Below are 15,904 nucleotides of genomic sequence, written 5' to 3'. Positions count from 1 at the left end.
GTGAAAAACAGCCCTTTATTTCCATCTTTTTTTCCTTTATGATTATATATATGGAAATTCAAACCTTAAAAAAGGCGGTTAGTGAATGAGAACGGTGTTTGGGTACGTCCTCATCATTTTGCTTATACCTGCATCCGTTTTAACATTTTATTACGCCGATGCCGAAGCAGGTAAAGTGCAAAATTTTGATGATTATGTAGAAGAAAGAATCATTATCAATGAAGTAGATTTGCCACAGGCAAGCAGAATAAAAGATACAAATGGCAACACGTACGTCGAGCTTCATCAGCCAAATCGAATCGTCGTTGACGGTGAAAAAGTTCCTTCTTTTTTAAAGGAATTGTTTTTACAATCGGAAGACAAACATTTTTATAATCATTCCGGTATCGATGCAGCCGCTGTCATGCGGGCATTTTTAGTTAATTCCCAGTCCGATGAGATCGAGCAAGGTGCAAGTACGATTACCCAGCAAGTCGCCCGTAACATTTATTTAACACAAGACCGGACACTGGCTCGGAAAATATCAGAAGTACTTTATTCGTATCAAATTGAGAAAAAGCTCGAAAAAGATGACATTTTAAATTTATATTTAAATGTTATTTACTTCAACCATAATGTGTACGGTGTAGAAGCTGCCGCGCAGTATTATTTTCAAAAGCCTGTGAACAAGCTATCAAAAGCACAAATGGCTTTCATCGCAGCGATTCCAAACAATCCGTCACTATATGATCCACTGAAACGCTTTGATAATACGAAAACGCGCCAAGAACGCCTCATTGACATTATGGCACGTGAAGAATTTATTACAGCAGATGAAGCAGAGCAGATTAAAAACGAAAAAATCACGCTGAATGTACGCAATCGTCTCGACAAATATCCCGACTACTCCACATATGTTAAGGATGAATTCAAAGATTTAATTGCGGAAACAGAAGGATTTGATCAGCAGCTGATTAATGCAGATGGCGATGCGCGCAAGGCGATTCAAGAAAAGTTGAACGCACGTGTAGCAGAAGTATTGGCCTCTGGTGTCATTATTCATACGGCACTTGATCCCTCTATGCAAGAGAAAGCGGTTAGTGCGGTAAATAACGTACTCGCCGGTTCATCTGTACAAGGATCTGCCGCTGTCATCGGAAATCAATCGCATGACATTGTCGCGTTGTCCGGCGGAAGAGACTTTGAAGTGACTCAATTTAACCGGGCATACCAAGCATATCGCCAGCCCGGATCAACGATTAAACCATTGCTTGATTACGCACCTTATATGGAAACATTTGGAGCTGGTGTGAATGATCTTATTTCCGCTGATAAATATTGTGTTGGCGATTGGTGTCCGAACAACTACAGCGGGAAAGAATACGGAATGGTCACGATTAAGGAAGCGTTAACGAAATCACACAATACATCTGCTGTCCGTGCATATATGCGGACCGGCATCGAGCGCTCCTTTTCTTATCTTGATAAATTTGACTTTAATCGTGTTGATGAAGACGATCACGTGCGTGCCGCATCACTTGGCGGAATCGATCCTGGTGTAACGTCTCTTGAAATGGCTGGTGCCTATACGTCATTTATCGATGGGACATTTACAAAGCCGCATGCGATTAAACGTGTAACCGATTTTGAAGGCAATACACTTTACGCCTGGAAGGTTGAACCTGTTCGTGTCTGGTCATCCGCTACAGCGTACAAAATGCGTGATATGCTTACAAACGTTGTGAAAAATGGGACCGGTAAAAAAGCAAACTTTGCAACCTCATATATTGGCGGGAAAACCGGAACGACGAATAATTACCACGATCTTTGGTTCGTCGGACTGACTGAAGGGTATACAGCTGGCGTATGGGTTGGGAAGGACAAGTACAATAGTAAATACGATAACATTCAATATATGGAATCCTATGGTCCTCAGCAGCTCATCTGGAAACGCATCATGAGGTAGTATAACAGATTACTAGATTCACTCCGCACCAATCTTGGCTGCGGGGTATTTTTTCACAAAAAGAACCGGAACACTTGTCAGCTGTTCCGGTTCTTTTTGTTTATATTATTTTATGCTTTTTTCTGCTCGTCGTCATAAATCGGCACCCAGCCTTCTTGCGTAACGAAGACGCGGACGGCTACTACTTTACGGTCTTCCATCAATGTGAAATAATGACGTGTGTTGACCGGAACGGAAATTAAATCGCCCGGCTCAAGCTCTACATTGAAAAATTGGCCATCTTTCGCTTGAATCGCAAAAATGCCATGTCCACTCACAATAAAACGTACTTCATCATCTGTATGAATGTGAATATTTTCAAATTTCGTTAATAATTCTTCGAGATTCGGTGTGCTATCTGATAAAGAAATGATATCACGTGCCTGATAGCCGCGGCGCTCAGAAATATCGTCAAGTTCTGATTTGAATACATCAAGTACTTGCTGCTTCTCTTCATCTGTCAACGAATAATTTTCACGCAAGTTTTCAGGAAGCTTCGTCATATCCCAGTTTTCATAAATAACTTCCTGTCCTGTCAAAAAAGCGCTGACTGCGTTTCGATCCGTTACACGTTCACCCGTTTCTTGAAAATAAATAGATGCCATTTGTTCATCTTCCTTTCAGGATAAGTAATTTAATATGCCATGAAAACAAAAATTCATACGCTTCTAAAAACTTTTTCGCTTCAAACGCATCACGGCCCCAAACGGTAATGCCATGGTTGCGAATTAATACGGCACCGGCGTCCGTTGACACGTACTTGCCAAACTCTTCAGCAAGCTTTGGAATGTCGGCGTAGTTTGAAATAATAGGCACAGTCACCTGCGCATACTCTTCCCATAGGCCCAACGCTTTAATAATTTCCTGCCCGGCAAACGTCACTTCACCCTTGTCACCGTACAATTCCGAAATCACATTATTGTCAATCGTATGCACATGCAGGCTGCAACCGGCGTCAGTTTTACCATAAACCTCCACATGCAAAAGCGTTTCAGCAGATGGCTTGCCGGCATATCCTTCAATCGCTTCCCCTTGTGCATCCACAAGCAAAAAGTCTTCATTCGTTTCTTTCCGCTTATCTTTTCCGCTTGCTGTGACGAGGAACGACGCATCATCCACTTTAATTGATAAATTGCCGCTTGTCCCTGGGAACCAGTCACGCGCCGCAAGCTCCCGCTTCACATCCGCCAGATCATTCCAACGTAATTGCATTGTATTCATTTGACCGCCTCTTTCACATGATCAATGACTTCATAAAATGTATTAAATGGTTTATGAGTCAACCCAAGTGCACGACTTTTTTCAAGCAATAAATCACGTGCGATGACAAAGTCCGCAAGTTTAGCCGCTTCAAGGTCCGTAATCGAATCGCCAATCACGATAATATCTTTCCCTTTTGCAATATGACGAACGATCGAAGGCTTACAGCACCCGCACGCGTTTCCACAATGCTCGTCGCACGAATAAGGCCAGTCAATATGCATGTATTCACCCGAAAAATCAGCCATATTGCAATAGATATGGTTATCTGGGACAAGGCCATTTAAAATCGGCTTCACAAAAAAGTCCATCCCCCCGCTTACGATATAAAGCGGAATTCCAGCCTCTTTCGCATACGCCACAAATTCTGTAAAGCCTTCACGAATTTTCGCATCATGTAAAATGAAATCAGTGATTTCTTCTTTTTGCGATGATGGGAGGAGCGCAAACATCTTTCCGACACCTTCTTTAATCGAAATCCGCTGCGTGAGTACACTCTCTTTTAACTCTTCCCAACCAGCCGGTGCAAACTGTTCCATGATGGCGATAATGTTATCATTTTTCGTCACCGTTCCGTCAAAATCACAAATGAGTACAGGTTTCTCCATCATTTACCCGTTCCCCACAATTCAAATGCGACGCGTAAATCTTCGTGTTGCTGTGCAGCTTCTTCAATCGTCTGGCCTGCTACAACCGCATCTACCGCTTGACGGAATGCACGTCCGCCGCCTGCTGCCCCATTCGGATGGCCATGAACACCGCCGCCCGCATTAATGATCGAATTCATGCCAAAATCGTCATACAGTACAGGCACAAGCCCAGGATGAATCCCGGCAGAGGGCACGGGAAACGTCTGTTTATACATGCTATCTTCAAGCGCCATTTCCGCTATTCCTAAAGCAGCGGGCCGCTCTAGTGCGACCGATCCATATGGCGACGGGAACAAGGTGAAATCAGCGCCGGCCATACGGACAAGCTTGCCTAGCATCAATTCTGTCGATATACCGTGATGTGGGGCCGATGTAAACGCGCCAGATAGAGCTGGATGCGCCATAATTGGCACTGGAATGTCACGGTCTTCTGCAAGCTCCTGTAACATATCCAGCCCGTATGCGAATACGTTAAACAAATAGGCTGTTGCACCAAGTTCAATACCACGACGCGCTTTTTCTTTCAAGTCACATGTGCGTCCAGTCAAATTCACCGCATACAATGCTTTTTTGCCGCTTTCCGCGATGACTTGCTTGCCAAGCTTCAATCTCTCTTCAAATGGCGTCAACTTGTTTTCAAATAAAATTTCATCGTCTTTGACAATGTCAATGCCGCCATCAAGCTGCCCTTTCAACTGCTTTTCCATATACGACAGGTCACGACCAATAACGCCTTTAAAAATACTCATAACGAGCGGGCGGTCATAGGCTCCTGTTAATTCACGAATACCTTGTACACCAAACTTCGGACCGGGAAACCACTTTGCCAAATTACTTGAAAAGTCGAGATCGATTAAGCGAATGACACCATCTAATGATAATTTACCAAATACCGTTACTAAAATAGCCGGCAAATCGGCGCTAAAGTTTGCAGCGGGATACGCAATGGTAATATCCGCTTCTCGTCCTTCTATCGTTTCACGTCCTGTTTCTTTAATGGATACGACTCGTCCTTTATGCTTCTTCAACTGCTCCTGCTCAAGATGCGGCAAGTCAGTCCATGAACCGATTGTCAAACCGAGTGCGATACTTTCTGCTTTTTTTTCAAATTGGCCGCCTTTATCAAACAGCCGGTACGTTGCGATCACTTCACTCATCACTCGTTCTCCATTCTGAATGCCAACTAATTTACTTGGATTATGTCATTTTTTTCTCATTTTGTCAACAAAGAGCCCTAGCTCTCCGATGCGTTCAACGGCTTCTAACAGTCGGTTTTCATCCGTCAATAACCCAACCCGCACATAGCCTTCCCCATATATTCCAAATCCAATTCCCGGTGCCGTGACGACATGAGCTTTTTCCAGAAGTACATCGGCAAATTCAACCGATGTATAGGGTGCCGGCACTGGAAGCCAAGCAAAAAAGGAGCCCGCTGGTGCGGTAACATCCCAGCCAATTTTCCTGCACGCCCGAATGAACACATTCCGGCGTTTTTCGTACATGTTCGAAAGCTCGCGAACACAATCTTGCGGACCGGTTAATGCATCTGCTGCTGCTTTTTGTATGGCGCTGAACAAGCTCACATACATGTGATCTTGCAATAAATTAATCGCTGAAATGACACTTTTATTTCCTGCGACAAAGCCAACACGCCATCCAGCCATGTTGTATGTTTTCGATAATGTATATACTTCCACACCGATGTCTTTTGCACCCTCCGCTTGTAGAAAGCTCGGTGGCTTAACACCATCAAATCCAACTCCGCCATAAGCAAAATCGTGCACGACACATATACTATGCCGTCTGGCAAGATCCACTGTCTCATCAAAAAAGGCCGGATTTGCCTGAGCACCGGTCGGGTTATTCGGATAGTTGAGCAATAAAAGCTTTGCCCGCTCTAGCCGTTCGTGGTCCAAGCTTTCGTAATCCGGCAAAAATCCGTTTTGCGCTGTCAGCGGCATGTAATCCATCTTTGCTCCAGCCATCGCCGCCCCTGACCAGTAATCCGGATAACCAGGGTCCGGCACAAGCATGTAATCACCCTGATTCAATAAACACATCGGCAATTCGACAAGTCCCGCTTTTCCGCCAAATAAAATAGCGACTTCCTTTTCTGGGTCAAGGTCTACGTCATATTCTCGCTTGTAAAAATCGGCTGCTGCTTCCTTTAAAAATAGCTGGCCTTGAAACGGCGGATACTTATGAAAATCGGGACGCTCCGCGGCGATTTTCAGCGAGTCTACAATATGCTGAGGGGTCGGCTGATCCGGGTTTCCCTGCCCTAGATTAATGACGTCATGTCCTGCGTTCACATACTGTGCTGCTTTTTTCGTCAATGCTGCAAAAAACTGCCTTGGCAGCATATTTAATAATGTTGATTGGTCAAAATGAGTCATTTATACACCTACTTAAATTGTTCTTGCAATTTTAGTCATTAATATATATGCTATTTTTCGAATTGTAAATATACTCGGAGGGATCAACATGTCTCTATATGAATCATTAACGACCGAATCAGCTGTTTCCCTTGTGAAAAAACTTGGCTTATTTGCTGAATCTGAAACCCTTTCTTGTCAAGAAGTTGGCGACGGTAATTTAAATTACGTGTTCCGTATAATTGGAACAGACAAAAGTATCATCGTCAAACAGGCCCTTCCATATGCAAAAGTTGTGGGTGAAAGTTGGCCGCTTACACTCGAACGGGCTGATATTGAAAATCGGGCACTCCGTTTGCAAGGTCAATTCGCACCTAATTATGCCCCTAAAATCTACTATTCGGATAAGAATTTAGCCCTTACGATCATGGAAGATTTATCTCATCTAGAAATCGCCCGTACAGGCCTTATTACTGGCATAGATTATCCGCTCCTCGCGCAACATACCGGTGAATTTCTCGCCCGCACGCTTTATGGTACATCCGATTTTGCACTCGGGCCGCAGGAAAAGAAAAAGTTACAAAATACGTTCTGCAATCCCGAATTATGTGATATTACCGAAGGACTTGTGTTTACAGATCCATTTTTTGATGCCGACACAAATGATTTTGAAGAAGCACTTCGGCCGGATGTAGAGAAAATATGGCAAGACTCCATTTTGAAGCTCCATGCCGCACAGTTAAAACGATTATTTTTAACGTCCGGTGACACGCTCTTGCACGGAGACCTTCACACCGGCAGTATTTTCGCAAGCAAGACGGAAACGAAAGTGATTGATCCAGAGTTTGCGTTTTACGGACCTTTCGGGTTTGATATTGCCCATTTTACAGCAAACCTATTTATAAACGCATTGTCACGCGAAGAGTCACGCCGCACGCCCATTTATGCGCATGTTGTGACGGTATGGGATGTGTTTATTTCCGAGTTCACTCGTTTGTGGAATGAAAACAATACAGAAGCCTTTGCCCCAACAGATGGCTATCTGGAATGGCTTTTGGCTGATATTTTTGAACAGGCAACTGGTTTTATGGGACTTGAAATGATTCGCCGGACGATCGGACTGGCCCATGTGAAAGATCTCGATGGTATAGAAGATGAAGCGATGCGTTTAGAAGCAAAACGCCAGTCCTTGTCAATAGGAGCTCATTTTGTAAAAGATCGGGCCCGTTATACGACTGCGGATCAGCTCGTCGCCGCATTTAAGGAGGGGCTTGAATGAATATCCCACAATCTGTTATTTGGGAAAACCATGTGATTCGGCTGTTAGATCAGCGCAAATTGCCGCATGTAACAGAATACTTGATGCTTGATACGGTAGAATCCGTATTTGAGGCGATTAAGTCGCTTGCAGTGCGCGGTGCTCCCGCCATTGGCATTGCAGCAGCGTTCGGTGTTGCCTTATCAGCGCTCACTTATAAGACAGAAGATGTTCATGAACTGAAAGAACAAGTATGGATAGACAGCGGCTATTTGTCTCAGTCTCGTCCAACTGCCGTCAACTTATTTTGGGCCCTGAACCGAATGAATGAAGTCGTCCTACGATCAAACACCGTGCAATCATTGCGTGAAAACGTGCTAGCGGAAGCGATGCTGATTCAAAAAGAAGATGCAGAAGTTTGCCGTTCAATCGGCGAACATGCGCTCAAATTGTTTCAAAATGGCGACCGGGTCATGACGATTTGCAATGCCGGTTCGATTGCGACAGCACAATACGGTACAGCTCTTGCTCCCTTCTTTTTGGCGAAAGAGCACGGCATTGAATTGTCTGTTTTTGCATGTGAAACACGCCCTGTATTCCAAGGTGCCCGCCTGACAACATGGGAATTAATGGAGGCAAATGTTAACGTAACACTCATTACAGATAGCATGGCCGCGCACACGATGAAAACAAAACAGATTTCGGCCGTCATTACCGGTGCGGACCGAGTCGCGGCTAATGGTGACTCTGCCAATAAAATCGGCACATTGGGTCTGGCGGTTCTCGCCAAGTCCTTCGGCATTCCATTTTACATTGCAGCCCCACTGTCAACTTTTGATTTTGATACACCAAACGGAGACGCAATCCCCATTGAAGAGCGCGATCCGAGTGAGATTACACATGTGAACGGAGTGACTATCGCACCGGACGGCGTGAATGTGTTCAATCCTGCATTTGATGTTTCACCTGCTGACTTGATCACAGGCATTGTGACAGAAAAAGGGGTTATTAAACCGGATACAGCATCGATTGCCGCATTATTTGCATAACTTCAAACAGGTCCCGCTCGGCTAAATGGCCGGACGGGACCTGTTTATTTAAACGTGATTACAGTTCATCACAATCATACAAAAAAGCCTCTGAAACATTCTAGAGGCGGTTTTTTACAATGGCATAGAAGCTAAAATGCCATTGTATAGTTTCATGATAATTAAAGCATGCAGCAGCCCGAAGAAAATCCAGAATAGTGCTTCAAAAACGATAATACCGATCATTTGCGGTGTCGTAATGTGCGGGCTTAATCTGTAAACGAAATAAACGATGTAAGCCACTGCTGTTACGAGGAAAATAATGAGAATACCTGCAGCGGACGAAAAGCTAATTAAAGAAACAAGCCCGCCGATGAAAAAAATAACAGCGCCAAACCGTGTTTTTTTCAATAATTCGCCTTCTGTGTCTTTGGAAAAAAATAAAAGAGCAAGTTCGTTCGCCGTATTCGCCAGCAGCTTAAGCGTGGCGAAAATCATTGTGAAAATGATCATAAGGCCGCCGATCACGACAAGATTCATTTCTGTTTTTGTAAAAAAATCGAGCATCCCACTGTATAAGTTCGCTTTTTGAAGCACTTCAACGACGAGAGCTTGTCCATACATGGCGAGCGATAAGCTAAACAGCATAATAGCAAGTAGCGGCATATAGCCGGTTAAATATGTATTTTTCATTAATATGATTCTCCTCTGTCACAGTCAGTCACTGTTCATTATGCAAGAGGATGATTGCCATGACAAGCCATTTTCGACACTTTTTTAGATAAAAAGTACAATTTTTAGCAAAATCGGCACAATTTCACTATACTTAAAAATTTTTTTAATGATTGAAATCGCTGGTTTCTTCATATTTATTATCCTTATTGCGCTTTTAAGCCTATCCTAAATTAGAATATGCACAATCATTTTTTTGCGATATACTTTTAACCATATACTATACTTTAGGAGGGATTTCATTGTCTTTGCTTCACTGGGCCATACTCGCTCCTTTTATTATGGCCGCATGCGTTCCTTTCGTACGAAAAAAAGCAACTGCTATACATACAGGATGGTTCGTTTTGATCTTGCCGCTCGTTCTGTTTGTTTCGTTTCTTCAATATCTTCCTGTAACGATGAAGAATGACTCCATCATGCAAACAGCTGACTGGATTCCATCGCTCGGTATTAATTTCACAGCGTATGTAGACGGCCTTAGCTTACTGTTTGTTCTTCTTATTACCGGAATAGGGGCACTCGTTGTCCTGTACTCTATCTATTATTTGTCAAAAACGAAAGAAAGCTTACAGCATTTTTATGTATATTTGCTTATGTTTATGGGGGCAATGCTTGGCGTCGTTTTATCAGATAATGTGATTACCCTTTATATGTTCTGGGAATTAACATCTATTTCATCCTTCCTCTTAATCGCGTACTGGTTTGACCGCGATCGCTCCCGTTATGGTGCATTGAAGTCAATGCTTATTACGGTATTTGGCGGATTGATGATGCTCGGCGGTTTTCTCGTTCTATCAATTATGGGCAATACGTTCAGTATTCGAGAGCTCGCCGCACAGGCACCTGAATTGAACAATCACCCACTCTTTTTACTGGCGATGATCCTCATTTTGTTCGGTGCGTTTACAAAATCGGCACAGTTTCCTTTTTACATCTGGTTGCCTGATGCAATGGAAGCGCCTACTCCTGTGAGCGCGTACTTGCACTCGGCAACGATGGTAAAAGCAGGGATTTATCTTGTCGCCCGGTTCAGCCCTATTTTTGCTTTTTCTGGCTACTGGTTCTGGATTGTCGGTACGGTTGGGTTGTTCACAATGGTCTGGGCCTCCTTCAACGCCGTCAAACAAACGGATTTAAAAGGGATTCTCGCCTTTTCAACGGTCAGTCAGCTCGGCTTAATTATGTCGCTGCTCGGTGCCGGTTCAGCGGCGCTTCATTTTGATTCACTAGATGATAACTTGTACACAGCAGCCGTTATTGCAGCAGTATTCCATTTAATCAACCATGCGACGTTCAAAGGCAGTTTATTTATGGTAACGGGTATTATTGACCATGAAACAGGCACACGTGATATTCGACGTCTTGGCGGATTAATGAGCTTGATGCCCATCACCTTCACTTTATCGGTGATCGGTGCCTTTTCAATGGCTGGTCTGCCGCCATTTAACGGGTTTTTAAGTAAAGAAATGTTTCTTTTATCAATGGTACAGTTAGCTGAACTGGATTTGTTCAATTTGGAAACATGGGGACTTCTATTCCCTGTTCTAGCATGGATCGGCAGTGTGTTCACGTTCATTTATAGCATGATTATCGTCTTTCGTGTATTCGGCGGGAAGTTTCAGCCAGAAAAACTGGAGAAAAAGCCGCATGAAGCACCGTTTGGGATGTTAATTTCACCAATCGTACTCGCATCGCTTGTGATCCTATTCGGTTTATTTCCGAATTTATTGTCATACAGCTTAATTCAACCAGCTGCCGCTTCCATCGTGCCCTCTATTATTCCAAACGGCGGCCAGCTCGACGTACATATTTCATTCTGGCACGGGTTTACGACAGAATTCATGATGACCATTGGCGTTGTCATTATTGGGATAATCTTGTACAAATTTTTGCCGAAATGGATCGGAATGTACGATTATTTCCCGGGAAAAGTCACACTTAATAACCTATATAACGCTAGTTTGTATACCGCAGAGCGCGGTTCACACTCGCTGACAAAGTCATACATGACCGGGTTTATTCGCAGCTACCTCGTTTATATTTTCGCCTTTTTTATCACCATTCTCGGGTTTACGATCTGGGTGAAAGGCGCATTCCGATTTGATTCTTCAAACACAGCATCAATCGGATTTTACGAAGTCGGACTGGTTATTGTCCTGCTGATCGCAACAGCTACCATTTTAATAGCCAAATCACGCCTTACATCGATTATTTCGCTTGGTGCAGTCGGGTATAGTGTATCGCTTTTTTTCATTATTTTCCGTGCACCTGACCTTGCGTTGACACAACTCGTCATCGAAACGGTTTCAACAGCGTTATTTTTACTTTGCTTTTACCATTTGCCTAAATTGTCACGGCATGAAGAAAAAAGACGCTTCCAGATTGGCAATGCAGTCATCGCCGCTGGAGTCGGCCTCATCGTGGCACTGATCGGAATTTCAGCGCACAGTACAAAACTATTTCCATCGATTAATGAATATTACATCAAAAACACGTACACGAAAGCCGGCGGGGAGAATATGGTCAATGTTATTCTTGTTGACTTCCGCGGATTTGACACCTTATTTGAAATTGCGGTGCTATCTGTTGCGGCACTCGGTATTTATGGATTGATTAAATTACGTTTGGAGAAAGGTGGCGAGCAAAATGAAAACGAATGATGTGATCTTTCAAACCATCGCCAAAGTCGTTTTCTTCATGATTATCTTTTTTGCCGTTCACCTTTTCTTCGCTGGGCACTATCACCCTGGCGGCGGTTTTGTCGGCGGCCTGCTCACTTCAGGGGCGATTGTTCTATTAATGCTCGCGTTTGATATGAAAACGATTAAAAAAGGATTTTTAATTGATTTTAAATGGCTCATTAGTCTCGGCTTATTATTCTCAGCCGGAACGGCCGCGGGATCATTGATTTTTAATGTCCCGTTTTTCACACATGCATACGATTATTTCCAACTGCCTCTTTTTGGAAAAACATCGCTTCACACCGCGATGCTGTTTGACCTTGGTGTGTACCTTGTTGTCATTGGTGTAACCATGACCATTATTCAAACGATTGGAGAGAGTGAATAATGGAAATTTTAATGTGTATTGTCGCCGGTCTGCTGTTTGCAGCGGCTGTGTATTTAATGCTTTCAAAAAGCTTGCTCCGGATTATTGTTGGGACCGGGCTCCTCAGCCACGGCACGCATTTAATGCTGCTGACGATGGGCGGATTGAAAACAGGCGCAGCACCTGTTCTTGGTGAAAACACTGCATCGTACACGGACCCGATCCCGCAGGCGCTTATTTTAACCGCGATCGTCATCAGTTTTGGCGTCACAGCTGTGTTCCTTGTTATTGCTTATCGCGCCTATCAAGAGCTGGGCACAGACAATATGGATCAATTGAAAGGAACAGAAGCAGATGATTAATTTACCTGTTTTACCAATTCTTATCCCTCTGATTGCTGCGATTGTCTTGCTGTTTGTCTCGAAAAGTATCCTTGCTCAAAGAGTTGTTTCCGTTATTGCTTCTGCTTCAACCGTCGTATCTGCGATGATCTTAATGGCAAAAGTAAAATCTGACGGCATTCAAACCGTCGATATGGGCAGCTGGCCGGCACCGTTCGGTATTACACTCGTATCGGACATGTTGAGCATTTTACTCGTGTTAACGGCATCGATTATTACGTTATGTGTCGTTCTTTACTCATTCCGCTCTATTGGAAACGGACGTGAACGGTTTTACTACTATCCGATCGTTCAGTTTTTGCTACTCGGCGTGAATGGTTCATTTACGACAGGTGATATTTTCAACTTGTTCGTATTCTTTGAAATTATGCTCATGTCGTCCTATGTATTAATCGTCATTGGCGGCACGAAAATACAGCTGCGTGAATCGATTAAATACATTCTTGTGAATGTCATTTCATCTGCCATTTTTGTGATTGCCGTCGGATTTTTATATTCCGTCACCGGTTCATTGAATATGGCACACATTTCAGCACGTATTTCTGAGATTTCCACAGAACCGATTATTACGGTACTTGCTGTTTTGTTTTTAATCATATTCGGCTTAAAAGGAGCCATTTTTCCGCTCTATTTCTGGCTGCCAGGTTCTTATGCTGCCCCGCCTGCGCCCATTCTTGCTTTGTTTGGATCTCTTCTGACAAAAGTCGGAATTTACGCGATTTTGCGGACCTATACGCTATTCTTTTATCACGATCAGCCCTTTACGCATGACTTAATGTCACTTCTTGCACTTTTGACGATTGTGGCCGGTGTCATCGGTGCTCTCGCGTACCGCGATGTGAAGCAAATTTTAATTTATAACATTGTTATTGCCGTCGGCGTGCTGTTGTTCGGAATTGCCACGATGACCGAAGAATCCATTGCAGGAACAGTTTTTTACCTCATTCATGATATGATTATTAAAGCGGCGCTCTTCCTGCTTGGCGGGATGATCATTTACATTGCCGGTACATCCAATTTAACAAAAATGGGCGGTCTAATCCGGCAGTATCCGGCACTTGGATGGACCTTTTTACTCGCCTCCTTTGGACTGGCCGGTATCCCCCCGTTATCTGGATTCAGCGGTAAATTGTTAATCGTTCGCTCCGGCTTTTCAGAAGGAGAATATGTCGGTGCAATTGTCGTCTTGCTGTCAAGTTTAGCTGTCCTGTATTCCGTTGTGAATCTATTTATGGAGGCTTTCTGGAAAACACCTGAAACGCCTTTGCCTGATGTAAAAAAACGGACAGGCTCGTTGTTTATTCCAGCCGCTTCACTCGTCTTGCTGTCTGTTTTATACGGTGTTGGAACAGAAGCGGTATATCCTTATGTGATGCAGGCTGTTCAAACGCTCATCCATCCGGAAATCTACATCGACGCCGTGTTAAAGGAGTAGTTGATATGGCATTTCAAATTTTATTAAATGTATTTTTAGCGTTTCTTTGGATGTTTTTGCAAGTTTCATTCAGTGCTCAAACGTTCATTATTGGCTATTTACTCGGGCTTCTTGTCATGTTCTGCATGCGCCGGTTTTTCACACACCGATTTTACATACACCGCGTCTGGGCGATTACGTATTTGTTTTTCTTGTTTTTAATCGAATTGATTAAAGCAAATATTGACGTGCTAAAGCTTGTTCTCAGTCCGAAACTCACGATGCGTCCTGGTATTTTTGCAATGGAGACAGAATTGAAATCAGACTGGGAAGTGACATTGCTGTCCAACTTAATTACACTAACCCCCGGTACACTGGTCATTGATGTATCGGACGACAATAAAACGCTGTACATTCATGCGATTGATATTAGCGAAGTATCTGAAGCGATTGACAGCATTAAAAATTCATTTGAAAAAGCCATTATGGAGGTGAGCCGCGGATGATTGATATTGTGTTGAAAATAACGCTTGTCTTGCTAGCCATCGCCATGCTCGGGCTCACGTATCGTCTCGTGAAAGGGCCGACAACACCTGACCGTGTCATTGCACTTGATGCAATGGGTGTCAATCTTGTCTCTATCGCTGCAATCTTATCGATTTTGCTGAATACAAGTAACTTTTTGGATATTATTTTGCTGATCGGCATTCTAGCTTTTATCGGTACCGTCGCTTTTGCGAAGTTTTTGGAGAAAGGAGAGATTATCGAATATGACCGTGATCAGTGACATGTTCATCGTGTTTCTTTTGCTCGCTGGCGCGTTTTTCAGTCTCATCGCGGCATTTGGTGTCATCCGTTTCCCTGACGTCTATACGCGCAATCATGCGGCTTCTAAGAGTGCTACACTCGGCGTTATGTGCATTCTGCTTGCAACTTTTCTCTATTTTCTTGTTGAAGATGGCTTTTTCAATTCCCGTCTCTTGCTTGGGATCGCCTTTTTCTTCATTACTGCCCCGGTCGCTGGTCATTTAATTAGCCGCGCTGCTTACAATTCCGGGGTGAAAATGTGGGATAAAAGTGTACGAGATGATTTAAAAGATAAGAAATAAAGTGAAACTTCATTCAGTGGGGGTTTTCTTCATCCCCCACTGAATAAACAGGAACTCAGGTAAAGAACGCCGCGTCCTGCGGCAATACCTGAGTGACCAGGCTCTGCCTGGCCCGAACCAATCGGGCTTTTACGGGCAGTTGATCCCCCCTTATCCTTCTTTTCTTTTCGATGTCTTGAAGCGGGGGTCTTACTGCCCGTTAATGCGGGATAACGAAAATCCTCTGGCTGTGTGGTACAGCGAGAGGATTTTTTTGATCAAATTGATATTAATAACCTTAATAAACGAACAAAAAGAAAGAACGTTTTTTGAAAAAAGATTGATCAAAGCACGCTCTTAATTATATTTAATTAGATCATTCTTTTATAAAAAAGATTGATCATTTCCATGCTCCTTCATAAATTAAAGCGCCCTTTTCTTGAAGATAGATTATAGGACTTAAACTTTTCTAGACAACGGGATAACTATGTAAAAATGAATATCTTTTTTGCAAAATTTAATGGAGGTTCAATAGATTGAATGTGAATATACATACTTGTATAACCAACAATTCCACACATATATGATCCTTCCTAAAAAAAAGAGATAAAGTGATACTTCATTCAGTGGGGGTTAGGTTCACACGATGTGAATCAGGCAGACGTT

At 43.3% G+C, this 15,904-nt stretch carries 16 protein-coding genes; 10 read left to right on the top strand and 6 right to left on the bottom strand.

Annotation, left to right across the window (positions count from 1 at the left end; all coding sequences use genetic code 11):
- The first annotated feature begins 85 nt into the window (after window positions 1-85).
- Window positions 86-1,945: a transglycosylase domain-containing protein gene (locus BLL40_RS14815; RefSeq protein ID WP_073712643.1), complete on the top strand. Its 1,860-nt coding sequence runs from the start codon at window positions 86-88 to the stop codon at window positions 1,943-1,945.
- A gap of 110 nt (window positions 1,946-2,055) precedes the next feature.
- On the opposite strand, the gene BLL40_RS14810 is transcribed toward BLL40_RS14815, so the two are convergent.
- Genes BLL40_RS14810 through BLL40_RS14790 form a run of 5 tightly spaced genes read right to left on the bottom strand, consistent with a single transcriptional unit; the run spans window position 2,056 to window position 6,290 of the window.
- Window positions 2,056-2,589 (bottom strand): 1,2-dihydroxy-3-keto-5-methylthiopentene dioxygenase, encoded by a 534-nt coding sequence (locus BLL40_RS14810; protein ID WP_073712642.1) that lies wholly within the window; start codon window positions 2,587-2,589, stop codon window positions 2,056-2,058.
- 4 nt (window positions 2,590-2,593) lie between these two features.
- A complete protein-coding gene (locus tag BLL40_RS14805; protein WP_073712641.1) occupies window positions 2,594-3,205 on the bottom strand; it encodes a methylthioribulose 1-phosphate dehydratase in 612 nt (203 codons plus the stop codon).
- Complete coding sequence (locus BLL40_RS14800) at window positions 3,202-3,852, bottom strand: 2-hydroxy-3-keto-5-methylthiopentenyl-1-phosphate phosphatase (RefSeq protein ID WP_173799932.1); 651 nt, start codon at window positions 3,850-3,852, stop codon at window positions 3,202-3,204. Before BLL40_RS14800 ends, BLL40_RS14805 begins: the two co-directional genes overlap by 4 nt.
- Window positions 3,852-5,051, bottom strand: a complete 1,200-nt coding sequence (locus BLL40_RS14795) for a 2,3-diketo-5-methylthiopentyl-1-phosphate enolase (protein WP_073712639.1) — start codon at window positions 5,049-5,051, stop codon at window positions 3,852-3,854. Before BLL40_RS14795 ends, BLL40_RS14800 begins: the two co-directional genes overlap by 1 nt.
- Before the next feature lie 45 nt (window positions 5,052-5,096).
- A complete protein-coding gene (locus tag BLL40_RS14790; protein WP_073712638.1) occupies window positions 5,097-6,290 on the bottom strand; it encodes a pyridoxal phosphate-dependent aminotransferase in 1,194 nt (397 codons plus the stop codon).
- Between the two features lie 88 nt (window positions 6,291-6,378).
- Here BLL40_RS14790 and mtnK point away from each other — a divergent pair, with 88 nt between their 5' ends.
- Both mtnK and mtnA read left to right on the top strand, forming a co-directional pair.
- Window positions 6,379-7,548: an S-methyl-5-thioribose kinase gene (gene mtnK, locus BLL40_RS14785; RefSeq protein ID WP_073712637.1), complete on the top strand. Its 1,170-nt coding sequence runs from the start codon at window positions 6,379-6,381 to the stop codon at window positions 7,546-7,548.
- Window positions 7,545-8,576, top strand: a complete 1,032-nt coding sequence (mtnA, locus tag BLL40_RS14780) for an S-methyl-5-thioribose-1-phosphate isomerase (RefSeq protein ID WP_073712636.1) — start codon at window positions 7,545-7,547, stop codon at window positions 8,574-8,576. Before mtnK ends, mtnA begins: the two co-directional genes overlap by 4 nt.
- Window positions 8,577-8,690: 114 nt before the next feature.
- Here mtnA and BLL40_RS14775 read toward each other — a convergent pair whose 3' ends face one another.
- Window positions 8,691-9,248, bottom strand: coding sequence for a DUF5366 family protein (locus BLL40_RS14775; RefSeq protein ID WP_073712635.1), 558 nt, complete (start codon window positions 9,246-9,248; stop codon window positions 8,691-8,693).
- A 281-nt stretch (window positions 9,249-9,529) separates the two neighbouring features.
- Here BLL40_RS14775 and BLL40_RS14770 point away from each other — a divergent pair, with 281 nt between their 5' ends.
- The 7 genes from BLL40_RS14770 to mnhG are packed head-to-tail and all read left to right on the top strand — an operon-like array spanning window position 9,530 to window position 15,259.
- Window positions 9,530-11,947 (top strand): Na+/H+ antiporter subunit A, encoded by a 2,418-nt coding sequence (locus BLL40_RS14770; protein ID WP_073712634.1) that lies wholly within the window; start codon window positions 9,530-9,532, stop codon window positions 11,945-11,947.
- Complete coding sequence (locus tag BLL40_RS14765) at window positions 11,934-12,356, top strand: Na(+)/H(+) antiporter subunit B (protein WP_073712633.1); 423 nt, start codon at window positions 11,934-11,936, stop codon at window positions 12,354-12,356. The genes BLL40_RS14770 and BLL40_RS14765 overlap by 14 nt, the downstream gene beginning before the upstream one ends.
- Entirely contained in the window at window positions 12,356-12,697 is a 342-nt protein-coding gene (locus BLL40_RS14760; RefSeq protein WP_073712632.1) for a Na(+)/H(+) antiporter subunit C, read from the top strand. Before BLL40_RS14765 ends, BLL40_RS14760 begins: the two co-directional genes overlap by 1 nt.
- Entirely contained in the window at window positions 12,690-14,171 is a 1,482-nt protein-coding gene (locus BLL40_RS14755; RefSeq protein ID WP_073712631.1) for a Na+/H+ antiporter subunit D, read from the top strand. Before BLL40_RS14760 ends, BLL40_RS14755 begins: the two co-directional genes overlap by 8 nt.
- 5 nt (window positions 14,172-14,176) lie before the next feature.
- Window positions 14,177-14,656: a Na+/H+ antiporter subunit E gene (locus tag BLL40_RS14750; protein ID WP_073712630.1), complete on the top strand. Its 480-nt coding sequence runs from the start codon at window positions 14,177-14,179 to the stop codon at window positions 14,654-14,656.
- A complete protein-coding gene (locus BLL40_RS14745) occupies window positions 14,653-14,937 on the top strand; it encodes a Na(+)/H(+) antiporter subunit F1 (protein ID WP_073712629.1) in 285 nt (94 codons plus the stop codon). The genes BLL40_RS14750 and BLL40_RS14745 overlap by 4 nt, the downstream gene beginning before the upstream one ends.
- Window positions 14,921-15,259: a monovalent cation/H(+) antiporter subunit G gene (mnhG, locus tag BLL40_RS14740; protein ID WP_073712628.1), complete on the top strand. Its 339-nt coding sequence runs from the start codon at window positions 14,921-14,923 to the stop codon at window positions 15,257-15,259. The genes BLL40_RS14745 and mnhG overlap by 17 nt, the downstream gene beginning before the upstream one ends.
- Window positions 15,260-15,904 lie beyond the last annotated feature (645 nt).

The organism is Domibacillus mangrovi (genome assembly GCF_001906925.1).
Classification (GTDB): domain Bacteria; phylum Bacillota; class Bacilli; order Bacillales; family Domibacillaceae; genus Domibacillus; species Domibacillus mangrovi.
This window is presented reverse-complemented; position numbering and strand designations above follow the sequence as displayed.

Excerpts from the sequence above, each read along its gene's own strand:
- BLL40_RS14815 (WP_073712643.1), top strand. The coding sequence starts at position 86 with ATGAGAACGGTGTTTGGGTACGTCCTCATCATTTTGCTTATACCTGCA.
- BLL40_RS14810 (WP_073712642.1), bottom strand. The coding sequence starts at position 2,589 with ATGGCATCTATTTATTTTCAAGAAACGGGTGAACGTGTAACGGATCGA.
- BLL40_RS14805 (WP_073712641.1), bottom strand. The coding sequence starts at position 3,205 with ATGAATACAATGCAATTACGTTGGAATGATCTGGCGGATGTGAAGCGG.
- BLL40_RS14800 (WP_173799932.1), bottom strand. The coding sequence starts at position 3,852 with ATGGAGAAACCTGTACTCATTTGTGATTTTGACGGAACGGTGACGAAA.
- BLL40_RS14795 (WP_073712639.1), bottom strand. The coding sequence starts at position 5,051 with ATGAGTGAAGTGATCGCAACGTACCGGCTGTTTGATAAAGGCGGCCAA.
- BLL40_RS14790 (WP_073712638.1), bottom strand. The coding sequence starts at position 6,290 with ATGACTCATTTTGACCAATCAACATTATTAAATATGCTGCCAAGGCAG.
- mtnK (WP_073712637.1), top strand. The coding sequence starts at position 6,379 with ATGTCTCTATATGAATCATTAACGACCGAATCAGCTGTTTCCCTTGTG.
- mtnA (WP_073712636.1), top strand. The coding sequence starts at position 7,545 with ATGAATATCCCACAATCTGTTATTTGGGAAAACCATGTGATTCGGCTG.
- BLL40_RS14775 (WP_073712635.1), bottom strand. The coding sequence starts at position 9,248 with ATGAAAAATACATATTTAACCGGCTATATGCCGCTACTTGCTATTATG.
- BLL40_RS14765 (WP_073712633.1), top strand. The coding sequence starts at position 11,934 with ATGAAAACGAATGATGTGATCTTTCAAACCATCGCCAAAGTCGTTTTC.
- BLL40_RS14760 (WP_073712632.1), top strand. The coding sequence starts at position 12,356 with ATGGAAATTTTAATGTGTATTGTCGCCGGTCTGCTGTTTGCAGCGGCT.
- BLL40_RS14755 (WP_073712631.1), top strand. The coding sequence starts at position 12,690 with ATGATTAATTTACCTGTTTTACCAATTCTTATCCCTCTGATTGCTGCG.
- BLL40_RS14750 (WP_073712630.1), top strand. The coding sequence starts at position 14,177 with ATGGCATTTCAAATTTTATTAAATGTATTTTTAGCGTTTCTTTGGATG.
- BLL40_RS14745 (WP_073712629.1), top strand. The coding sequence starts at position 14,653 with ATGATTGATATTGTGTTGAAAATAACGCTTGTCTTGCTAGCCATCGCC.
- mnhG (WP_073712628.1), top strand. The coding sequence starts at position 14,921 with ATGACCGTGATCAGTGACATGTTCATCGTGTTTCTTTTGCTCGCTGGC.